This window comes from Enterococcus sp. DIV0176, from assembly GCF_050528535.1.
Taxonomy (GTDB): Bacteria; Bacillota; Bacilli; order Lactobacillales; family Enterococcaceae; genus Enterococcus_B; species Enterococcus_B thailandicus.
Genome location: NZ_CP172879.1, coordinates 1,876,097 through 1,899,303 on the forward strand (window position 1 = coordinate 1,876,097; position 23,207 = coordinate 1,899,303).

Consider the following 23,207-nt stretch of genomic DNA (forward strand, 5'->3'; position numbering starts at 1 on the left):
TACCTAAGCACGAGATACATATGAACCGTCTCCGGTATTAACAATCAGTTTATCTCCTTGGTTCACAAAGAAAGGTACATTAACCGTTAACCCAGTTTCCATAATTGCTGGTTTCGTTCCGCCAGAAGATGTATCTCCTTTGATGTTCGGATCCGTTTCAGCAACCTCGAGAATAACTGTATTGGGTAACTCAAGACCTAAAATTTCTGTGTCATACATGATAATGTTAACTTCCATGTTTTCTAAAATATACTTCAATTCATCTTTAATCTGTTCTTCAGGAATTTCAATTTGTTCATAGGTTTCTAAATCCATGAAAACATGGCTTCCTGCACTTTCATAAAGATATTGCATTTTTCGATTACTGATTTGAGCTTTTGCTACTTTTTCTCCAGCACGAAAAGTTTTTTCCTGTACGCCGCCTGTACGCAAGTTTTTTAATTTTGAACGAACAAATGCAGCACCTTTTCCTGGCTTAACATGTTGGAATTCAATCACTCGCCAAATCCCGCCATCCACTTCAATTGTTAGTCCTGTTTTGAAATCATTTACAGAAATCATAAATAGCCTCCTAATTCTTTACGGAGAAAAACTCCCAGCTCTGCTATCTTCTACATGCGTAAAAGTCCTTCTATAGTGTATCACTAAATCTAGCTATTTTCTATAACAAAAGTCGGTGTGCCAAGTAGGAAAAGAAATTTTTAAACATCGGGTGAAACTATAGAATAATTAATTCTTTTGGTGAGTGAGTCAGCACACGATTTCCATCTTTTGTAATTAATAAATCATCTTCAATTCGAACGCCACCAATTCCTGGCAAGTAAATTCCAGGCTCATCAGTGATAACATTTCCAGGAACAAATTGTTTTTCTGCACGAGAAGAAACATTTGGACCTTCATGAATTTCTAACCCGATACCATGTCCAGTCGAATGACCGAACGCTTCACCGTACCCATATTTTGTAATATAGTCACGTGCTACCGCATCTAGTTGGATACCTGTAAGTCCAGGTTTTGCTGCATCTAAGACAGCAAGCTGTGCATCTAACACGATTTGATAGATTTCTTTTAACTTTTCACCAGGATCACCAATAGCAAACGTCCGAGTCATATCAGAAACATATCCTTGATAATAACAACCAAAGTCCAACGTAATCAAGTCACCTTGCTCGATTACTTTTTCACTCGCTACACCATGAGGCATGGCTGAACGTAACCCACTGGCAACAATCGTATCAAACGAAACGCTCGTTGCACCTAACGAACGCATGTAGAAATCAACCTGATTTGCTACTTCGATTTCAGTCATTCCTGGTCGAATCATTTTTAGAATATGGTCATAAGCCATATCAGCAATGCTACATGCTTTTTCAATAATCGCGATCTCTTCTTCGTCTTTTACTTCGCGTAACTCTTCAATCATTCCACTAACTGGGATCAATTCTGCATTGATAATTTCTTCTAACACAGAATATTCTAAGAAGGATACCGTTGTTTCTTCGAACGCTAAAGCATTTAAGTTTTCTCTTTTCACTAAATCAGCTACTTCATCAAAAATCGGGCCAACGTTTTTAATAATTTCAAAACCTTGTGCTTGATTAGCAGCTTGTTCTGTGTAACGGAAATCTGTAATAAAGAATGCTTTGTCCAACGTGATAACTGCTAAACCAGTAGTACCTGTGAAATTGGTCAAGTAACGAAGGTTATAGGGACTTGTAACTAAAAATGAATCCAAATTTTCTTCTTGCATTTTTTTGCGTAGTTTTTCAACACGTACCATCATCAATAAAATCCTTCTTTCTTTACTTTCTTTTTTCTATTATAGCAAATTATTGTTGTTTCTCGTATGAATATGAATGAAAAAAATTTGTTAACTTTCTTTCCTCAGCAAAAAGAAAAAAGAATTTGTTCAGCAAACGCCAAACAAATTCTTTTCCAACAAAAAACAATCGAATCATTGCTTTTTCTATTTAAAAACTTATGCTTTTTTCCCAAAGAAAAATGAAACAACTGCAACTAAAATAACTGCGCCTAAAATTGAAGGCACAATCGCCATGCCTGCAGCACTTGGTCCCCAGTCGCCAAAAATCGCTTGACCAATACTTGAACCAATCAATCCTGCGATGATATTTGTAATGCAGCCCATTGAATTTCCTCTGTTTGTGATGGCGCCAGCAATTGCTCCAATAATTGCGCCAACGATTAGTGTCCATAACCAACCCATAATCTAACCCCCTTCTTTACAAGATAATTTTATCATAATGATTTTCTTACGAGCAAATGATTGAATTTTACTCCAAGAACAAAACAGAAAAAGAACGAGTAACTTTTCCTAACAGAAAAATCACTCGTTCTTTTTTATTTACGTTTAAAGATATTGCGAACGCCTCTCTTAACAACATCAAAGAGACTCAAAGATTTGACCATGTGATCAGGATCAACATAATTACGGACTGCTCTTAAAACGACTTTTGGTTTTTTTGATGAAAAAGAGTACGTACCATTTCTTTTTGTTTGAATAGCATACCGAGGTATCCATTTACCCTTAAACATTACAGAAGCAATCACGTAATCAACTTCTTCCCAAGGGATTTGAACAAACTTACGTGCATCTCTTTCATTATAAAATTCAAACCCTTTATCACCAATCATGATTTTCCCATATTCAGTAATTCCTAAATAAGAAGTAGCATTGACTGTTAAATCGACTTTTGTATTGATTGATTGTACCATGCTAATATTAACTCCATTCAAGTTATTCTCTGTTCCAACAGAACAAAATGCTCGTCAGTATCATTACAATTATAGACATTTCTAAAAAATAAAGCAATGCAGGATGAAATCACTTAACTTGTCAATTTTTCGAGAAAAATTTAGCGAAATTATCTAAAAATTCACTGATTTCTTTTTCCGTTACTAGTTGAAAGGATGGTTGGTCAGGACTTACACTTGCGACACAAATACACCCTTTATGAAAAGAATACTGATGAAGATAGACTTCACTACTAACTGCATCTTTTAATTCACCATTAGCGTTGTAGATTAATTCGGTTGATGGCGAAGAGTACCAGTCTTCATTATACAGTTTACTGATTGCCTCTTTAGCAGTCCAGAAAACTACTTTTAGAAAATCATTCTTCATCACTTGTGTCTTTTCGCTTATTGAAAAAACTTCATTGACGATCACATCGTTAATATTTGATTCCATCTCACAATCAATTCCAATGTTTTCATTCGAAATTCCGATGCTAACTAATTTATTTGTATGAGAAATTGAAATATGACAATTCATTTCTTCCAGATAAGGCTTTCCATTAGCCCCTATCTTAATTTCTCCAACTAATTTTTCAGTTGCTAAACAAAGTAATACATAGGCTAAAGCCGAGTTATATTGATCCTCTTTTCTATAAAAATTACCTACATAATCATATCGGCTTCGCGAAGCGCCTCTCACAAACGTCATCACTTCTTCAAATAACAGCGTATCAATCGGAGCAATCAATACTCTTTTCATTTTTCAGAACCTCCTGCAGGTATAAGTTGAAGAAGTTTTTTGATTATCAGAGCAGTCTCTTCCTCAACAAATAAATAATCATGTCTTGAAAATACATCAATTATTCGATTATTACTAAACAACCTACAGATTTGTTGGTTGCTTAACGGACGTTCTTCCACCATACTTCGGACAAAAATAGTTGGTACCGCCAGCGTCTTAGGTTCGTAGTCAATTAAATCTTGAAAAACATCATGATTATTTTTAATCAATCGTTCTGTTGTAATATTTTTCTGATCTCTATTTTTAAAAATATGTGTTTCTTCGAAATATTTTCGATAATAACCATTTTTTTCTCTTGTTTGTGCCAATTTTACGTCTTCTAGATTTAAATAAAACGGAGAATCTAGAATGATTAGTTCTGTAACTTCCTTATACTTTCTATTTGCCATTAACTGATGGCAAATTTCACTAGCAACTACTCCACCATAACTCCAACCCATTAGTTTAATCTGATCGTTCTCTTTTTCTGGAACAAAATTCTCAATAAGTTCGCTGTAATACTTTGCAATATTTTCAATTCCATCAATTCGTTTTCCTGATGTAAGTAAGTTATGAGGCTCAATAACATAGATAGGAAATTCTGGCGTAATGATTTTTTCAAACAAGGGGCGATAAACATCACTGCCAGTATTTCCTGAATGGACAATGAATAGACCTGGATTTCCCTTCATTTTGGCTGTCCTAGCTACAAAAGTATAAATCGACTGAAAATTGTTTTCTTCTAACAACAACATAGCCATATCACAAAGCTTACTTTGTTTGTGCAGTTCTACAAAATTAACTTTTTGATTTCTATCTTGTAAAATTTTCACACCTAATTCCATTATTTGTAGGGAACTGGCACCTAATTTTTTAAAATCACTATCAAAAGTGATTTTTTCTTCATTAATATTTAAAATTTGCGCCCAAGCTGTCGTTAGATACGCTTCTATCTTTTCTTGCTTTTTACTGATGTGACGCTGATCCACCACTTTCACTTGTTCTGACAGCTCAGCGAAAAGCTGGCTTTCATCCGTTTTTCCATTGCCATTAAGTGGTAGTGATTCTATCTGACTGATTCTGGTAGGGATCATTACATCTGGTAAATAGTGATTTAGTTGTTTCAGAATTAGCTTCTCATTCTCAATTTCTTTGCTACTAATCCAACAGTAAATACGATTTTCTCTGACAGCCACATAGCTTTGCTGTAGCTGAGAAATAACACGTTGTAATGCTTCTTCAATTTCTGCTAAATCAATTCTCACACCGTTTATCTTGTATTGTCGATCACGTCTCCCAAGATATTCAATTTCACCTGATGCTAGTATCCGTGCAAAGTCCCCAGTACGATATCCCCTAATTTTCTGCTTATTATTTGTGTCTTTCACAGTTATAAACGTTTTTGATGTAGCTTCAGGATTAAAGTAATACCCTAGCGCTACTTGTGGACCATAAATAAAAAGCTCACCAACCTCATTTTCAGCAAGAATCTCATTTTGCTCACCAAGTATGAATGCATTCATTCGATATACTGGCTCACCAATAGTAATTTTTTTATCGGTATTCTTAATTTCTTTAATTGTTGCAGCCCCGCATTCAGTGTTTCCATAAACATTGAAAATTTTATATGATACCTTACTTAAATCGATATTAGGAAATCTTTGACCTGAAAAAGTTAATATTCTCAAACTAGGAATCTTCATGCACCTAACTATTTGTTCCCCAATCACTGCTGTAGTATTCATAAAGGTAATTGAATGTTTGATTAAATACTCTTCCAATAAATTTAAATCATGGCGAATTAATTCGTTAACTGTATAAAGTGTCGCACCAGAGTAAAGAGTTGAAAAAAGTTCAATATAACTGATTGCAAATGAATAAGGTGTATATGCTGCTACTTTATCTTTCACACTAATTTCAAATTTATTTTTTTCCCATATGACCGTATTCATCACATTTTCTCTAGGAATCTCTACAGCTTTGGGCTTTCCTGTAGAACCAGAAGTAAAATAAATTGCCCACGCATCTGTACGTTTACTTTTTTCTTGTGCAACTTTTTGGAACTGATAATTTCCATCTTTTACAGAAATAATTACTGTCGCTTGAGCCGTCTCAACCATTTGGGTAAGTCTTTCCTTTGGCTGAGTAACATCTTGTGGAATAAAGGTGACAGACAATCTTGTTAGCGCAAGAACCATAATTGGAAAGTAAACACTTCTTGGTATCTGAAGAGCCACACACTGATTATCAAGTTGATATTTTTTTACTAATCTAATCGTCTCATCTATTTTTTCTTTCATTTCAAGATAGGTTAATTCATTTTCATCATCAACTAAAGCTAGTTGATTAGGTATTGTATTTGCATAATCAAAAATTTGTTCTAAAAAATCTTTTGATTCGACCATTGCCTACTCCTCCTGCTCATTCCTCTTCAACAAAATCATTTTGGATATTTGTGTCACTATTTGATTACTCTTTAGCGTTCAATATTGTTTCTAAAATACGAGGATTTTTTACAGCAAATTCATTTTTAGCAAAATAATAATTAATTTGTGCAGCTAGATTAGGTGCGTTGGGATCTAATTGAAGAGCGGAAGCAACTTTTATTTTTTCGTTTTCAAAAATCGTATTGCTTGCATTCATTAAAGCTGCTGCAATAAAAGCTTCATCTGTATCAATATTATTGCTTTTGACTAAGTTTAAAGAATTCTCTGTCCTTTCAAATATTTTTTCATATTCACGAATAATTTCATTTAGAAAATATTTTTTTCTTATTTCTGACGTAATTTCAGTTGTTTTCTCGTTCATTAACAAGTTTTTTTGTAAAGATGGGAATGTTTGATTTCGAATATAATATCCATAACTTCTTCTCAAAAATGGATGTACCACATATAAATCTGATTTCCATAGCCATTCTAGGAAATACTTGCAGCCTTCATCCAGTGACTGTTCGAGTGCTTTTAGCAATCCATTTAGGTACGGTGGTTCGCCATTTCGATCCCAATGTATTTTGTCAGCAATAAAGACAATTTTTACGAATGAAGAAGCATTATCAATACAAGTCGTATGGTAAAGGATTGCATTTAATATTTCTGTATCTTCGATTTCAAACAAATTTCTGGCAAAAAATTCCCCTTGTTTTGCATGAACAAGCATTGGAATCTTTTTTTCTTCTTCAAAAAGCGGGATGCTATAAAGCTGTGCTACTTCAACTCTATCGCTATCGGGAATGGCTCCCCCTAGATCATGAAGAACACCTGCTACAAATGCACGCTTGGGATCAACATCAAATTTTTTTGCTAACTCATAGGAAACTTTCCCCACGCCAATTGCGTGGAGAAAGTTTTCTGTTACTGGGTTTAAAAAATTTCTTTCTTTCATTTTTATTTTAGCTCCTCTGTTAGTAACCCATACTTTTCGTATCTAACTTTCCGCTGAACTTTATTCGCTTCATCAACCAAAACAACATACGGTTTGTTATCTGTTACCTCACTAATTTTTAACTGACAGTAGCTCATGATAATTATTTTATCTCCCACAGAGACGCATCTAGCTGCTGCCCCATTCAAACAAATCATCCCTGAGTCTCTTGGTCCTGCAATAACATATGTTTCAAACCTTTCACCATTATCAACATCGGCAATCTGTACTTTTTCATATTCAAAAATATGACTTGCTTCCATCAAAGCTTCATCAATCGTGATACTTCCTACATAATCAAGTTCTGCTTCGGTGACCGTTGCTCGGTGAATTTTTCCTTTTAACATTTCAACTAACATTTAATTTTCCTCCTGAAAAATAGCTTTTATTTGAATCATTGGATTTTCAATTATTAAGTGAACGATTCTTTGATAAACAGCTATGAATAATTTTATTTGATCTGGTTGGAACAAATCTTTAGCATAATTGAAATCCAATGTTTGTCCCCAAACAAAGAGTGTTAAATCGCTGAAAGCATCTTTTTGGACTTGTTGATTCATTTCTTTTATGCCTTCAAACAAATTAGAATGACTCAATGCTTCTCCCTTAAATCCTTGAATTCCAAAATATAGCGTATTTCCGCTTAATTGAATCTTGTTTTCCTCTAGCACTTGTTCAAGTGGAACATCCTGATTACTTTGCGCTGAAACAACTTTTTCATTTAGTTTGTTTACAAATGTTATAAACGTATCTGTTTCATTTATCTCGATCTGCAACAATAACTGATTGACAAACAATCCAATCAACTTATCCACTCCAGCAACATTTCGATTGAGCGTAGGGATGGCAATAGCAATTTTTGATTGCTTCGTGATTTTTGCACTCATTAAATAGAAAATACTTAATAAAATGTTATGCATGGTCAAATCATTTTTCTTAATTAACTGTTGAAGTTTTTCGTATTGTTTGTCGTCAATATGGAAATATTCATCTCCGCCAGCCATTTGCTGATTTTTAGAAGTAATCTTGTCAGCTAAATAAACACCTTTAAAGTTCCCTAATTCTTTTTTCCAATACTTCAATTGCTGTTGTTTGCGGTCACTGTTCAAGAAGCTATATTGGCAAGCTGAATAATCCTTGTATTGATAAGGCAATTGTTCTAATTCTTTTTTGTCATAAAATGCTTCAATTTCTTTTAAGAATAGTGAAGTAGACCAGCCATCAAAAGCAATATGATCAATCACACAACAGAATTCATCGTTGGTTATATTTACTTTAATTGGAATTTCCTTGCTCAAATCAAATTCATGATTAAAATATCTTTCAGTATCAATTTCATCTGAAGTAACTACTAGTTTTTGCTCATCTACGACTTGGTAATCTTCATAAATTTTGGTTCTAAGAACTTCATGTCGATCAACTACTGCCACTACGGCTGCTGCTACTCGTGCTGGAACAATGGTTTCTTTTAGTTTAAATCTAATTTTGATGTTTCTATAAGAGTTCTTTGGTGCTCTTTGGTATAGTTGCTGAGCATATGCTAATTTTTGTTCTTTGACATCATTAAAGTGTTGCTTAGTTACTTCTAGATGGTCGTTGCTTCGTACTTGATTGTGTTTGTTTTCATCAATAATTTGTGCTATTTTTTCAATCGTTTTATTTTTAAATACTTGACTGATTGTCAGCTTGTATCCCAACTTAGCTTTAACCAAACTAATCAACTTAATTACTTTAATAGAATCACCACCAATACTAAAGAAACTTTCTAGTATTGAAATATTCGTTTTTTCTAATTCAAGAACTTCGCAAACGATATCTAGCATTGTGTCTTCTACTTCATTTCTCGGTGTTATAAATCTTATTTGATTATCATAGGAAATTTTTGGTAAAGCTCGTCGATCTATTTTTCCATTAATTGTTAAAGGAAATTCTTTTACATATTGATAACCAGACGGCATCATATAGTCTGTTAAATACTTCGCAAGGACATCTTCAATGGTTTTACGTTCGATTTCTTGTTCTCCTTGATAATAAACGCCAAGATATTTACTATCTGATTTTCCTAAAGCTAAAGCGAGTACCTGCTTAATCCCAGGAACTTTCAACATTGCAGCTTCAATCTCACCCAATTCTATACGAAATCCTCTTATCTTCACTTGGAAATCATTACGGCCGATTAATTCATATTCTTGATTCAATAATCTTCGAACGACATCCCCCGTTTTATAGATTCTGGTGTATTCTGGTGAATTAAAAGAATTATAAGGATTTTCGATAAAGCTAGCTTTTGTTAAGCTTTCTTGTCCATAATATCCTGCTGAAAGTTGTGGTCCACCAACATATAATTCTCCAGGTGCTCCATCTGGTAACAACCTCAACTGTTCATCTAAGATATAATGGGCATAATGTGGAAATGGCGTACCTATATTTGAATAATTGTCTTTTACTTTTTTCATTGAAGTCCATACCGTTCCCTCTGTTGGACCATAGATGTTAATCAAATTGATTGTTTTGAAACGATCAGCAAATGAGGCATTCATTTTTTCGCCACCTACTAAAATAGTTGTTAGCGCACTTTCTAAAATCTTTGCATCATTTTCTTGGAATAAATAACTAATCTTTCCTGGTGTAGATTGTAAAGTTGTTATTCGATTGTTTTTCATAAATATAGGGAAATCTTCTGGCTGTCCCGTAAATAAATGAATTGATTTCCCTCTCAATACTTGTCCAAACACCTCTGTTCCAAAAATATCAAACACAGGTTCAGCAATGCAACCAAATTCAATATCAGTTGTCCCAGTTCTCTCAATTGAAGCAATCATATTAGCCAAATAACAAATGAAATTACGATGTTCAACCATTACACCTTTGGGATTTCCAGTAGTTCCTGAAGTAAAAATAATATAGGCTAAATCTTGTGGCAGAATCCCTACATTAGGATTGCTATCATTTAAAGAGAACTCTTGTTGCATGAATTCTTCAGTAATTGTCAATTTTGCCTTGACTTGCTTTTGAATATAAGCAATTCGTTCACTAGGGTAGGACGTGGCCATTGGCACATAGACAGCTCCTGCTTTTAAAATGCCAAGCATCGCAATTATTATTTTTTCAGACTTAGGCAACAATAACGGAATCTTATCCCCCGCTTTGATACCATATTTTTCAATTAGTGTATGCGCCAAACGATTGGCTTGTATATTTATTTCATCAAACAAGTAAATGTGTTGATCAAATTCAATTGCTATATTTTTCGGCGTTTCTACAACCTGCTTTTCAAAAATTTCTACAATTGTTTGCTTAGGGTACTCAGCAAAACCAAATGTTGGTACGTTCTTAACATACTTCAGTTGATTTGGTTCATTCATAATTTGTTCAATTAAGTAATGCATCAAATGAAACAGTGCATCAATTGTTCTATCAGCAAATAATTCAGCTGCATATTTTATACGTATATTCAACTCATTTTCTGTCTCATAAGCGACAATTGTCAGAGGATAGTCTAGTTTCTCTACGCCACTTGTTTTCGTAATACGAAGATGATTATCCTCACCACTTCCTTCTGGTACTGGGTAGTTTTCATAAATAAAGAGTGTGTCAAATAGTCGATCACCATTTTGTTGTAGCTCTGAGAGATTGACGTACCCGTTCGTCATTCCTTCATTATTGAGATCCTGAAGTTCATGTAACTGATTGATAATGTTTTCTTCCGAATGCTTCAATTGAATTGGTAAGGTTTGGATGTAAAGACCGACGCTGTTTTCTACATTAGCTATAGGTAAGTTTCTCCCAGCATTAACTACGCCAACTGTCGTCTCTTTCACCCCACCGTAAATACTCAATACTTTATGCCATACATATTGCATAATAATGTTGGTTGTTATTTCATGTTTCTTTAGAAAACCACTTAGCTTTTCATGTTCATTCTTGGACAACTTAAAGATCTTATCCTTGGGATCTTTAATCCGATTAAAGTTTTCAATCTTGGTATCTCTCATCTCATCTTTGAATAGGCCAGAAAGATCTGGGTGTAAAACTTCGTTAAGCTGGATTTTCCAGTATTCTTTATCTTCATTCGTATGTTCTACTAAATAAGCTTGTGATTCAATATAAGCTTTGTCTTTTACTATCCGAACTGGTTGATTATTAACTAAGTCATGATAAATAGCATGAACCGTATTTAACAAGATTGGATTAGACCAACCATCAAGTATTGCATGGTGATTCGTTAGCACGCAGACAAAATGAGTTGAACTCAATTTTATTAGTCTGACTCTAAACAAATTACCTTCTTGTAAGGAAAAAGGAATTTGTCTTTCTCTTTTGACAACCTCTTCAACTGTAACGTTTTCTAGATAGTCAAAATCAACTTGTCCGCGTTTCGCAATGACTTGTAAAATCTCACCGTATTCCGCATTTAATGATAGACGTAGAGTAGGATATTTTTGTTGCGCATAAGCCCAAGCTCTCTGATAATTAACCACATCAATCGCTTGTTCATATTCGAAAATAAATGAACAAACGTAGGCGTCATCATTCGTTAAATTATTTAAACTTTGGTAGACAAAACCTTTTTGTAAAGAATTAGCTAGCAAGACCGTTTCAAGTTCCTGCGTGGCTTGGAGTATATCCAGATTTTTTTGAGTAGTAACTTCTTGAACATCCTCAACGGTCAAGTAAGTACGATTCATTTGCTCTAGGTCAGCTATCAATTTTTTTAGTTCTTTTTCATATTCTGAAGCAAGTTCCGTTAATCCCTCAATAACTCCACTAAACTCTAATGTCAACATCTCTTGATAAATTGCACTATTGATTGTTAGAACTTCAGTAAATGCTACATTCGTGGGATTCCCTAATTCTGCTTGGACAATGGACCAATCATTATCTTTTCCAGTAGCTACTTGTCCTAAATAATTAAACATGATTGACGGAAGTTTTTTTGAATGGATTCCCTTATTTGCAACATAATTTATCCCATAGTCTTTCACTTCTCGTCCAAAGGTTTTTGTTTCAAGTAGATTGGTCGAAATCAATTGCGGATATATTGTGGTAAACCACCCGACTGTTCTTTGAATATTCAAGTTAGGGTCTATTTCTCCACGTCCATGAGATTCTACTTTTACACTGGTGATATCTTTTTGATTTACTTTTTTTAATGTTCTAGCTAAAGCCGTCAATAAAAGATCATTCATATTTGTATTAAAGACTTGATTTACTTTTTGTAGTAATTTTTTCGTTTCATTGGAATTAATAGTTAGCTTTGTACTACGGTACGTATCTCCACATCTATATCTTTCAATAGGTAGGTTATCCGCTTCAAAAGTGAAGTTTTTTTGTTTAATTGAATTGACTGCTTCGCTCCATTGACGATAACTAGTCTGTTTCTTCAATAAGTTCTTTCCTTCATAAAGTTCTTTTAAATCAGATGCAATAATTTGCCAAGATACACTATCAATTATTAAGTGATGACAGATAATAATCAGCATATTTTCTTTTATTGAAAAACGATACAATTTATCATCAAGTTGAAAACTTTCCTGTATTTTATTGAGATCATCCGTGCTATTCACTAATGAAATGTCAACTGTTGAAATTGATGGACCATAAGTCTGAACACCATCTTTGAATGTTAAACGTAAAGCATCATGATAATTAACCAATTTGACAAGGGCATCCTTCAATTTATCCATGGCTACTTCTTCTGGTAATTGAATGGCAAATGCTTGGTTAAAATGAGCTGAATGATATTCTTCAAAGAACCATTCTTGAATAGGGAGCATTTTGACTTTCCCAGTTAATTCCCCTTCTTCAGAACTCATTTGAACTTCACCAAGTTCATCAATCAGTAACGCTATTTCTTTAATTGTTTTCGCATCAAAAATTTGTTTAATTGAGACAGTTTTGTCCATTTTTTGTTTCAGACGATTGCTCAATTGGATTGCTTTGATTGAGTCTCCGCCCAAATTAAAAAAGTTATCTAATATGCTAATTTTTGCTTGCTCATGTCCCAACAGTTCAGAGAAGATTGACCGTATTTCTAACTCAGTCTCATTTCTAGGTTCTAGAAATTCTTCAAGGATCAATTCAGAAGTTGGTAAAGAACTACGATCCAGTTTTCCGTTGATTGTTAATGGAAAATGTTCCATATACATATAGATTTTAGGAACCATATAATCAGGGAGTTTTGTTTTTAACATCTCTCTCAAATAATCTGGTGAGAATTTTTCTGAACTCAAATAATAAGCAATAAGTTGCTCATCTTTGTTTACCACGATTGCTTGCTGAATACCATTTATTTCTGCTAGTTGTTTCTCTATTTCACCAAGTTCAATTCTCAACCCGTGAATTTTTACCTGAAAATCATTTCGACCTAAATAATCGATTTCTCCTTGATTATTGACTCGGACAAGATCACCTGTGAGATAAATCCTTCCAACTTTTGGATGGTTGAAGAACTTTTCGTTCGTTAGTTCTGCTTGATTTAAATAACCTCGTGCTAATTGAACACCACCAATAGCTAACTCACCAATTGCGCCTGCTGGCAATAGCTGGTTATTTGTTCCCAGCACATAGCAATTCGTATTAGCTACAGGTTTTCCTATAAGAATTTTATTGATATTGACAGGATTACAATCATAGGCTGTGACGTCAATACTTGCTTCTGTCGGACCATACAAGTTGTATAAATTTGCGTTGGGAATCATTTTTTTAAATCGTTGAACACTTGCTAAACTTAGTGCCTCACCAGAGCAAAAAACATATTTTAGTGAAGACATATCCACTTGATTAGCCACAATATTATAGGTTTCTAAGGTATCTAAGAATACATCCAACATACTAGGAACGAAATGCATAACAGTAATCTGTTTCTTTTTAATTTCACTTGCAAGGTATAATGGATCCTTATGCCCATTTTCCTTTGCAAAAACGATTCTTGCTCCCGTCAAAACTGCCCAGATTTGTTCCCACACGGATACATCAAAAACATAATTCGTCTTTTGATAAACCTTATCTTCTTTGCCTATTGGGTACACTTCGTTCATCCATTGAATACGATTGCTCAATCCTGCATGTTCAATCATCACGCCTTTAGGTTTACCTGTGGTTCCTGAAGTGAAAATGATATAAGCTAACTCATTGAGAGTTGGTCTCATTTTTATCGAAGATTGACTTCCAGTTAAAAATCCCTCAAAGGATTGTGTTACCACTAACGTACAATTTAATTGATTAAGAATATATTCTTTTCTTTCTTCAGGAAATTCGGGAGAAATTGGGACATAAGCACAGCCTGCCTTTAGTACTCCCCAAATAGCAATTGCCATTTTTTCATTCCGTTCTAGAATGAGTGGCACCTTATCCCCTCTCTTGACACCATTACTCAATAAATAGTTAGCAAATTGATTAGTCAATAAATCAAACTCTGCGTAAGTTATTCGTTTCTCTTGGTATTCAATTGCAATTGCTTTTGGTGTTCTGATAACTTGTTCAGCCAAAAGATCAACAACTGTCTTTTGAGGATATTCTTTTTTTACTCCTAGTGACATTTTTTCCGGCAAGTAAAGATTAGCTATCTTTGTTGAATCATTTTCGATTACTTGTCTAATCAATGCTGTATAGCTATCAAGCATTGATTGAATTGTGTCCTCACTATAGATATCCGTACAATAGTTAAAGTTGATAAAACCATTCTCTACCAATACAGATAAGTCATATTTTGCAGTTTTTAAACTTAATTCCTCATTACAGTTTATAAACACATCATTCTTTATCAAATTGGTTGGAGCAAAATCTTGAACACTAAATAGAACTTGAAAAATTGGATTTCTTGAAGTGTCCTGTGGAACATTCAACATCTTGACAATTTGTTCAAATGGAATGTCTTGATTATTTTGAATCTCTAGCACGGCTTCATTATTTTGGATAAATAATTCACCTAGGCTCAAGTTATTTGTAATTTTGGTCCTAATAGGTAATGTATTGATAAAAAATCCAATTAAATCTTCAGTACCCGCGACATGACGATTGGCAAACGGTGTTCCTACAACTACTTCTTGTTGATAGCTGTATTGTGAGAGTACAATATCCAGTAAAGTTAACATAATCGTATAAAGACTTGTCCCATGTTTTTTAGCTAAGTCTTCCAAAGAATTTTGCCATTCTTTCTTGAATACACTTCTGACATCCGCTCCAACATACGAAAATTCTTTTGGCCGTTTAAAATCTGCTGGCAGATTTAACGGTTGATAAGCTGCCAAATATTCTTTCCAGTATTCTTTCTGCTTATCTAGTTGTCTATCAGTTAAAAATTCTCTTTGCCAATAAGCATAGTCCTTATATTGATTTTGTAATGGTGGTAATTCATTGTCATGATACAAATCATTTAATTCTTTTAGTAAGATCTCCGTTGACCATCCATCAAAAGCAATATGATGGATACTAATCATTAATTGATTCTTATAAATATTGACTTTGATTGGAATTTCTTTTTCTAAATTAAATCGTTGCTCTACAAATTCTTCTGCAGTTATTTCTTGGTGTGAAATTTTAAGTTTTTCTGATTGAATGACTTGATAACCATCGACAATCAACGTTCGCAACACTTCATGTCTATCAACTATTTGGATTAGGGCTTCTTCTATTTTCTTCCTAACTGTGTTTGTTCTTAAAGTTAAAATAATTGGAACATTATAAGCACTACTATCATCTTCAAACTGATCAATAAACCACAATCTCTCTTGCGCAAATGATAACTCAATTTTTTCTTTCCTTTTTACTTGATAGTTCTGTAGTTGTTTTTGTCTTGGTTTCATTTTTGCCATGGAAAAAATTGTTTTTGCTTGCATGATTTGTTTCACTTGTAGATTTATTTTGTTAGATAGTTTTAACGCTAAAATAGAATTACCACCTAGTTTATAAAAATCATCCATGATAGAAACTTTTTCTATATTCAGTAACTCACAAACAGCATTGGCTATTTCTCTTTCTCTTTTAGTTTGTGGGGATACAAATTTTTGCTGATCAAAAATAGGCTCAGGTAATTGCTTTCTATCTACTTTTCCATTGATCGTTAATGGAATCGTTTCTAATTTTATATATTTATTTGGTACCATATAAGCCGGTAAAACATTTTCTAAAGAAGAATGAAATTCACCCGTGTAATAAACGATAATATTGGCGCCTTTAACTACAGCCACACATTGTTTAACAGATGCTATTTCTAGCATACGAGATTCTATCTCTTTTAATTCAATTCGGTAACCTCGTATTTTAACTTGAAAGTCATTTCGGCCAATGTATAATAACTCTCCGGTTGGTAACTGTTTAACTAAATCCCCCGTTTTATATAGTCTTCCTTTTTCTGGGTGTGAAATAAAAGCTTGTTTTGTTTTTTCATCGTCTTTAAAATAGCCTCTAGCTAAACCATTTCCTCCAATATATAATTCGCCTATTGCGTTATATGGAAGTTGTCTTAATCCTTCATCAAGTACCCACGCAGTAACATTTTTTAAAGGTTTCCCAATGTTTCTAGTATCCATACCTGGCTCATAAAATTTTGTAGTTGCACAAATAGTTGTTTCAGTTGGACCATACGCATTTGCTATGGTTGTACCTTTTTTATTATAAGCTTCATAAATTTCTTTTGGTGTCGTTTCTCCAGCAACAATCAATGTTTTTAGATTTAATAAATCATCTCTATTCAAAATTGCTGGTGGTAATGTAGCTAAATCAATTCCATTTGTAACTATAAATTGTTTCAAATTTTGATAGTCAATTCTAGTGTCCTGATCCAATAAATAAGTCGTAGCTCCTGCTAATAACGTGTAAAATAATTCAAAAACAGATGCATCAAACACAAAGTCTGCAAAATGAATCGCTTTTGTTTCTTTAGTTATTTTGTATAGTTCAATTTGATTGTAAATTGTGTTGATGACATTTTGATGTTCAATCATTACACCTTTGGGAAGCCCAGTTGTGCCCGAAGTAAATATCAAATAAGCAAGATTACTATTTTCTAATTGAACATCTGGGTTTTCTACTTTGTGTGAAGAAACCCTAAACTCTTCTGTAATCACAAATGGTGCATTTGTTTTTTTAATAATGTAATTGATCCGTTCCTGAGGATACTCTGTGCTTAGCGGCACGTAACAAGCTCCAGCTTTTAAAATCCCTAGTATTGCAACTACATATTTTTCCGATCGATCCATGAGTATTGGTATACAAGTTTCTGGGTTTATTCCATACTGGTCAATTAACGTATGAGCAAATTTATTTGCTTCCTCGTTCAGTTCGGCATAGGTTAATCGTTTCTTCTTGTATACAATTGCTAGGCCATTTGAATTTGTTTCAGCTTGTTTTTCAAATAACTGGTGAATCAGCTTATGTGGATATTCTTTTTCTATTTTTTTCACACTATTTTCCGTTAACGTAAGTTCAGCAATTAATTGGCCTGGCTCATCAACGATTTCTTGTAGAATTCGTTCATACGTTTTGGCAATATCTGCAATTGTTTCCTGTCTAAATAAACTTGTAGCGTACGTAAAATCGATTGCGTTTTCTCTATGCATCATTGAAAAATCAAATTTAGTACTATCCAAATCTAACGCTTCATTGATTTCAAGATACACATCTTTATAGGACAATACGTCAGAGACATCTTGGAAACCGAACATAATTTGAAAAATTGGATTTTTTGATAAATCTGTTGAAATATTCAACTCATTTACTATATTTTCAAATGGTAGATCTTGATATTTTTGTGCATTAATTACTTGTTCACTATTCAAACGAATGAATTCATTAATTGTCAATTCAGGGGCTACATTTGCGCTCAAAGCTAGCGTGTTAACAAAAAAACCAATCAACTCTTCCGTACCTTTTATATGGCGGTTGGCAATTGGTGTACCAACAACTACATTTTTTTGATTGCTATATGTTGAGAGTAAGATCATAAATGCACTTAAAGTTACAGAAAATAAACTTGTTTTTTCCGTTTGAGCAAGTTCTTTTAATTTAGTAATTAGTGCTTCGTCTAGCTCATACGTGTATTCTTTCCCTTTATAGTCAAATTCTCTAGGCCGAGCAAAATCAGTAGGAAAATCTAATTCTTCATAATCAGCTAACTGATCGATCCAATAAGCTTTTTGTTCTTTTAATGTTTCATTCGTTTGCACTTTCCGTTGCCAAGTTGCAAAATCTTTATATTGTAAGTCCATATCTGGTAATTTTTCGCCATGATATAACTTAGCTATCTCACCTAATAATAGATTAGTAGACCAGCCATCAAAAGCGATATGATGAATATTAAAAGTTAGAACATGTTGATAGATATTCACTCTTATTGGTATTTCTCTATCTAACTCAAATTCATACGAAAAATAGTCGCTATTTTTAATTGGTTGATGCGTAATTTCGACTTGTGTGTTAAGTACTTTTTGATGAAAATCAACAATAACTGTTCTCAAAATTTCATGTCGTTGAACTACTTCCTGAATAGCTTTTTCTAACTTTTTCAAATCTACCTTTGGATTTAAAACAATAACTATCGGCACATTATAAGCTTGCGTGCCTTCTTCTAATTGATCAATATAAAAAAGTCGTTCCTGCGCATAAGATAACAGTTGGGCTTCTTCATTAGGAAAATTCTGTTTCTCAATTTTTAGGCTTTTAGCTGTAACTCTCGAAAGGTTACGAATCGTCTTCTGTTCAAAAATTTCTTTCACAGGTAAATCAATTAAGTTCGCTAATGAAATAGCTGCAATCGAATTCCCGCCCATTCTAAAAAAGTCAGTACATACGGAAGCTCTTGGTATCTCTAATACTTCACAAAACGCTTGAGCAATCTCGGCTTCTCTGGCTGTCTTAGGTTCAATATATTCTTCTTCATACTTTGGAACTGGTAGTTTACTACTATCTATTTTTCCATTAATTGTTAAAGGTATGTCAGAAATTCGAATATAAGCTGCCGGTACCATATAATCTGGAAGCTTTTCACTAACTTTTCTTCTCAACAGCATTGCGTCCAATACTTCATCAGCAGTATAGTAAGCAATCAAATTATCTTTGCTTACTACTATTGCAACTTGTTTGATTTTTTTTACTTCTTTTAGCTGCTTTTCAATTTCTGGCAACTCAATTCTGAATCCTCTAATCTTGATTTGTTGGTCTTTTCTACCATAGTATTGATATGACCCATCTTCCAATTGACGAACAAGGTCTCCAGTATTATATAAAATTCCTGTTCCAAAAGGATTCATAATATATCGCTGATTCGTTTCGTCTAATTGATTAATGTAGCCTCTAGTTACCTGATTTCCCCCTATATAGAGATTACCTACAGCACCAGCTGGAAGTAGTTTTTGATTATCATCTAATACATAAGGTTTTACCCCGCCTATCGGCTTACCAATAGAAAGGTCCTTTGTATCATTATTTACAAAACTCAAAACAGTCGTTTCCGTTGGTCCATAACAATTATTTATTTGTATGCCTGTTTTGGCATACTTTTCAATCACTTCTAAGGTAATGGACTCACCACCACAATGAATAACTTTCATACTTGGAACTAAATTAAGATCAATCTTGCCAGCTAACGATGGTGTCATACCGATTGCCTCTACATGATAATGATTCAAGGTTTTAATAAAGCGATCAATATCATAAATTAGATTCGTATCAAGCATCACGACACTTTCACCCATTGTAAATGGACGTATCAAATCATGAATAGATGCATCAAACACATATTCAAAGAAAGCGCCATTAATCATTCCTGATTTCATTCCTGAATGTTCCATTTTTGGAACTTCTACCACAAAATTACTTAGGTTTCCATGTTCGACCATTACTCCTTTAGGCTTTCCTGTAGTTCCAGAGGTAAAAATAATATAAGCTAAATCATTTGCATTTATACGTTGATTTGGACGAGCTGTGTTATTAGGAAAGTCTTGATGCATAAATTGATCATCAATAATGAAGCTTGATTTACAGGTTTCAATAATGTAATCAATCCGCTCTTGTGGATATTTTGGACTAATTGGAACATAAGCAGCTCCTGTTTTTAAAACAGCTAAAATAGCAATAATCATTTTTTCAGATCGTTGAAGCAATAAAGGAATTTTTTGCTCCGAACCAACTTGATACTCACTGAGCAAGTAGTTCGCTACTCGGTTCACTTCATTATCTAATTCTAGATAGGTCAATGATTTGTTCTCAAACCGCAGTCCAATACTATCTGGATGGATATCGACTTGTTCTTCTATCAAATGAATGACATTTGGTTTAGGCGAAACCTGGGTATGTTGAATTAGTTTTTCTTGCTCTTCTTTGGAAACAAGAGTCACATCTTTTAATCGTTTATTTTCAGAATGTAAGTACGATTCTAATAATCTGAAAAATTGATTACCTAATCTAGCAATCGTAGATTTCTTGAAAAGAGAAGTATCGTAATTCAAGTATAAAGACATTGCCGATCCATAATCTTCTACTTCAAAAGTTAAATGAAATTTAGGCGCTGAAGTTTTGTATGGATTTCTTTTGGCTTCACCAGAAAAATATTCTTGAGAATCTCTTTGCTGGTAAACGTACATACAGTCAAAAAATGGATTTCTCCCATCAGTTGCTACATTTAAATCTTTCGCAATTTCTTCAAATTGATAATTTTGATTCGAAACTGCAGACAAAATATTTTCATTCATCTTTTGTAAAAATTCAACTGTACTTTGATTCTGATCAATACTTACTCTAATTGGTAACGTATTAACAAACATTCCTAACATATCTTCTGTTTTCTCATGCACTCTGCCATTAGCAACTGTGCCTAGAATAAAGTCTTTTGAATAATATATTTTAGATAGTAAGAAGCAAATAGTCGTAAATAAAACAACATATTCACTTACTTTATTTTTTTTCGAGAATGCTCTCAATTCACTCAATAATTTTTCATCAAATGTAAATATTTCTGTTTGTCCAATTGATAAGAGATTCTTCTGGTATTGATAATCAGTTGCCAACTCTAATCTTTGATATCCTTCTAAATAGTTTCTCCACCATTCAGCTTCGTTGACTACATCTTGTTGATTAAACCAATTACTGTAATCTTTATAATGATATGCAGGCATTGATAGGCTTTCATTTTCATAAGCTTCTGATAATTCTTTATAAAAAATTTCTTCACTGGTTCCATCTGTAATAATATGATGCTTATCTATAAATAAAGAATCATTGTTATCTCCTCTTAATAAGCGAACACGCATCGTATGTCCTTCTTCTAAGTTGAAAGGTATAACCAATGACTCGAAATCCGAGACAAAAGGAATAATTTTAAAATCAAGTATCCCTTCTTGCATAATTTCTTGGATATACTTTCCATCTTTTGTAAGAAATCGAGTTCTTAGTGTTTCATGCTTATCCATTAATAAAGATAGCGCTTTCTTTAATTTGTTAATGTTTACATATCCATTAAAATCTAAAATTGTTTGTTCATTATACTTCGTTTGTTTTTTATTTAGTTGATAGAAAACAAACATCCTTCTTTGAGCTGGGCTCATGAATGTTTCTGTAGTATTAATTTGTACTAGTGGGATTTCTTTCACTGAATTTTGAGCAGCAATAGTAGCCGCTAACTCTTGAATACTATCCGTACTTAAAATTAATTTTGTAGATATTTTTTTATTTGTTTGATTCATTAGTTGATTAGACAACTTGATTGCTTGCAATGAAGTACCACCAAGCTCAAAAAAGTTATCTAATACACTGACTTTTTCAACTTTTAATAATTTTTCAATTAAGCTAACTAAGATTTTTTCATGCTGACTTATTGGCGCTACAAAATTTTTTCTGGCAATAGTTACTTCCGGTAATTTTTTCCTATCTAGTTTTCCATTATCATTTAAAGGTAGCTTTTCAAGCCAGACATAAGCATGAGGTTGCATATATTCAGGTACACCCATATTAACGACTTTTTTTATTTGTTGTTCATCAATTCGTTCATCACTTACATAATAGGCAAGAATAAATTGGTTTTTATAACCTACTACTACCGAATTACTGATTCCTTCTACTTTATTGATTTGAGCTTCGATTTCCCCCGGTTCAGTTCTAATTCCATTAATATTTAATTGAAAATCATTTCTCCCCACAAATTCATATTCATGGTTAGTCAATTTTTTCACTAAATCACCAGTTTTACACAATCTTCCTTCACCAAACGGATTCACTACAAAATGCTTTTTCGTTTCTTCATTTAAATTTAAATATTCTTTGGCTAATTGATCACCTGCAACACAAATTTCACCAATTTCGCCAACTTCTACTTCGTTAAACGACTCATCTAATACATAAGTAGTCATATTCGTTAACGTAGCGCCAATATTATTGATGTCTTTTAGCGAATCAATAACCTTAGCAGTCACAGAATGAAATTCTGATTGCCCGTATACATTAATAAGCTTCACTTTATTTATTTTCGCGTTTTTGACAAGACTGGGTGGTAGTTTTTCGCCTGCCACGGCTACAGCTTTTAGTTGAGATAATTTTGAAAAGTCTAAGCTATCTGCGAGTGATGGTGTACTTTGAAAATAATTAATTCTTTTTTTCTCAATATATTGTGAAAATGTATCGATATCTTCCAAACAGTTTGGCTCAGAGATAACCAGTTTATGTCCATTGAACAATGCTGTATAAATCTGAGTTGTTGCAACGGAAAAAACATAGTTAACCAAAAAGAGCATATTAAGTGGTGCAGCAGTTTTGATAGCTAAAAACTCAGCATACGCCTTGATATGATTTAAAACACTCTTATGCGTGTGAACTACTCCTTTTGGATTTCCTGTAGTTCCTGAAGTATAAACCAAATACGCTTTTTCATTTTCATTGACTAGAATATCCAGATTAGTTGAATTTTGTTCAAATTTTTGATTCATAAATTCATCATCAATCAGCAGTTTGGCCTTCGTTTGTTTTCGTACAAAATCAATTCTAGCTTCTGGATACTGTTTAGATAGTGCTGTGTATGCTGCACCCGCTTTCAAAACTGCTAACATTGCGACAATAATATTCTCATTTCTTTCCAACAATAAAGGAATAATGTCGCCAACTTTGATCTTTTTTTCTGTCACTAAGTAATGAGCTACAATATTTGCTTTCTCATTTAACTCTTTGTAGCTCATTGATTCATTCTTAAATTCAACAGCTATTGCATTCGGACTTTTCACAACTTGTTTTTCAAACATTTTAACTAAACTATCGGTCATAATAA

At 33.4% G+C, this 23,207-nt stretch carries 9 protein-coding genes; all 9 read right to left on the minus strand.

Annotated elements, in window-relative coordinates; genetic code table 11:
* Positions 1-3: 3 nt before the first annotated feature.
* Complete coding sequence (efp, locus tag IGJ66_RS08775; protein ID WP_067480502.1) at positions 4-561, minus strand: elongation factor P; 558 nt, start codon at positions 559-561, stop codon at positions 4-6.
* A 157-nt stretch (positions 562-718) separates the two neighbouring features.
* On the minus strand, positions 719-1,783 hold the full coding sequence (locus IGJ66_RS08780) for a M24 family metallopeptidase (protein WP_067480499.1): 1,065 nt from the start codon (positions 1,781-1,783) through the stop codon (positions 719-721).
* A gap of 195 nt (positions 1,784-1,978) precedes the next feature.
* Complete coding sequence (locus tag IGJ66_RS08785; protein ID WP_067480496.1) at positions 1,979-2,224, minus strand: GlsB/YeaQ/YmgE family stress response membrane protein; 246 nt, start codon at positions 2,222-2,224, stop codon at positions 1,979-1,981.
* Between the two features lie 134 nt (positions 2,225-2,358).
* Positions 2,359-2,733 (minus strand): DUF956 family protein, encoded by a 375-nt coding sequence (locus IGJ66_RS08790; RefSeq protein ID WP_067480493.1) that lies wholly within the window; start codon positions 2,731-2,733, stop codon positions 2,359-2,361.
* Between the two features lie 121 nt (positions 2,734-2,854).
* Positions 2,855-3,514: a 4'-phosphopantetheinyl transferase family protein gene (locus IGJ66_RS08795; protein ID WP_430616511.1), complete on the minus strand. Its 660-nt coding sequence runs from the start codon at positions 3,512-3,514 to the stop codon at positions 2,855-2,857.
* Positions 3,511-5,940 (minus strand): non-ribosomal peptide synthetase, encoded by a 2,430-nt coding sequence (locus IGJ66_RS08800; RefSeq protein ID WP_430616512.1) that lies wholly within the window; start codon positions 5,938-5,940, stop codon positions 3,511-3,513. The genes IGJ66_RS08795 and IGJ66_RS08800 overlap by 4 nt, the downstream gene beginning before the upstream one ends.
* 64 nt (positions 5,941-6,004) lie before the next feature.
* Positions 6,005-6,916, minus strand: coding sequence for a bis(5'-nucleosyl)-tetraphosphatase (symmetrical) YqeK (gene yqeK, locus IGJ66_RS08805; RefSeq protein WP_430616513.1), 912 nt, complete (start codon positions 6,914-6,916; stop codon positions 6,005-6,007).
* 2 nt (positions 6,917-6,918) lie between these two features.
* A complete protein-coding gene (panD, locus tag IGJ66_RS08810; protein WP_071868199.1) occupies positions 6,919-7,314 on the minus strand; it encodes an aspartate 1-decarboxylase in 396 nt (131 codons plus the stop codon).
* A complete protein-coding gene (locus IGJ66_RS08815; protein WP_430616514.1) occupies positions 7,315-23,202 on the minus strand; it encodes an amino acid adenylation domain-containing protein in 15,888 nt (5,295 codons plus the stop codon).
* Positions 23,203-23,207: the final 5 nt, after the last annotated feature.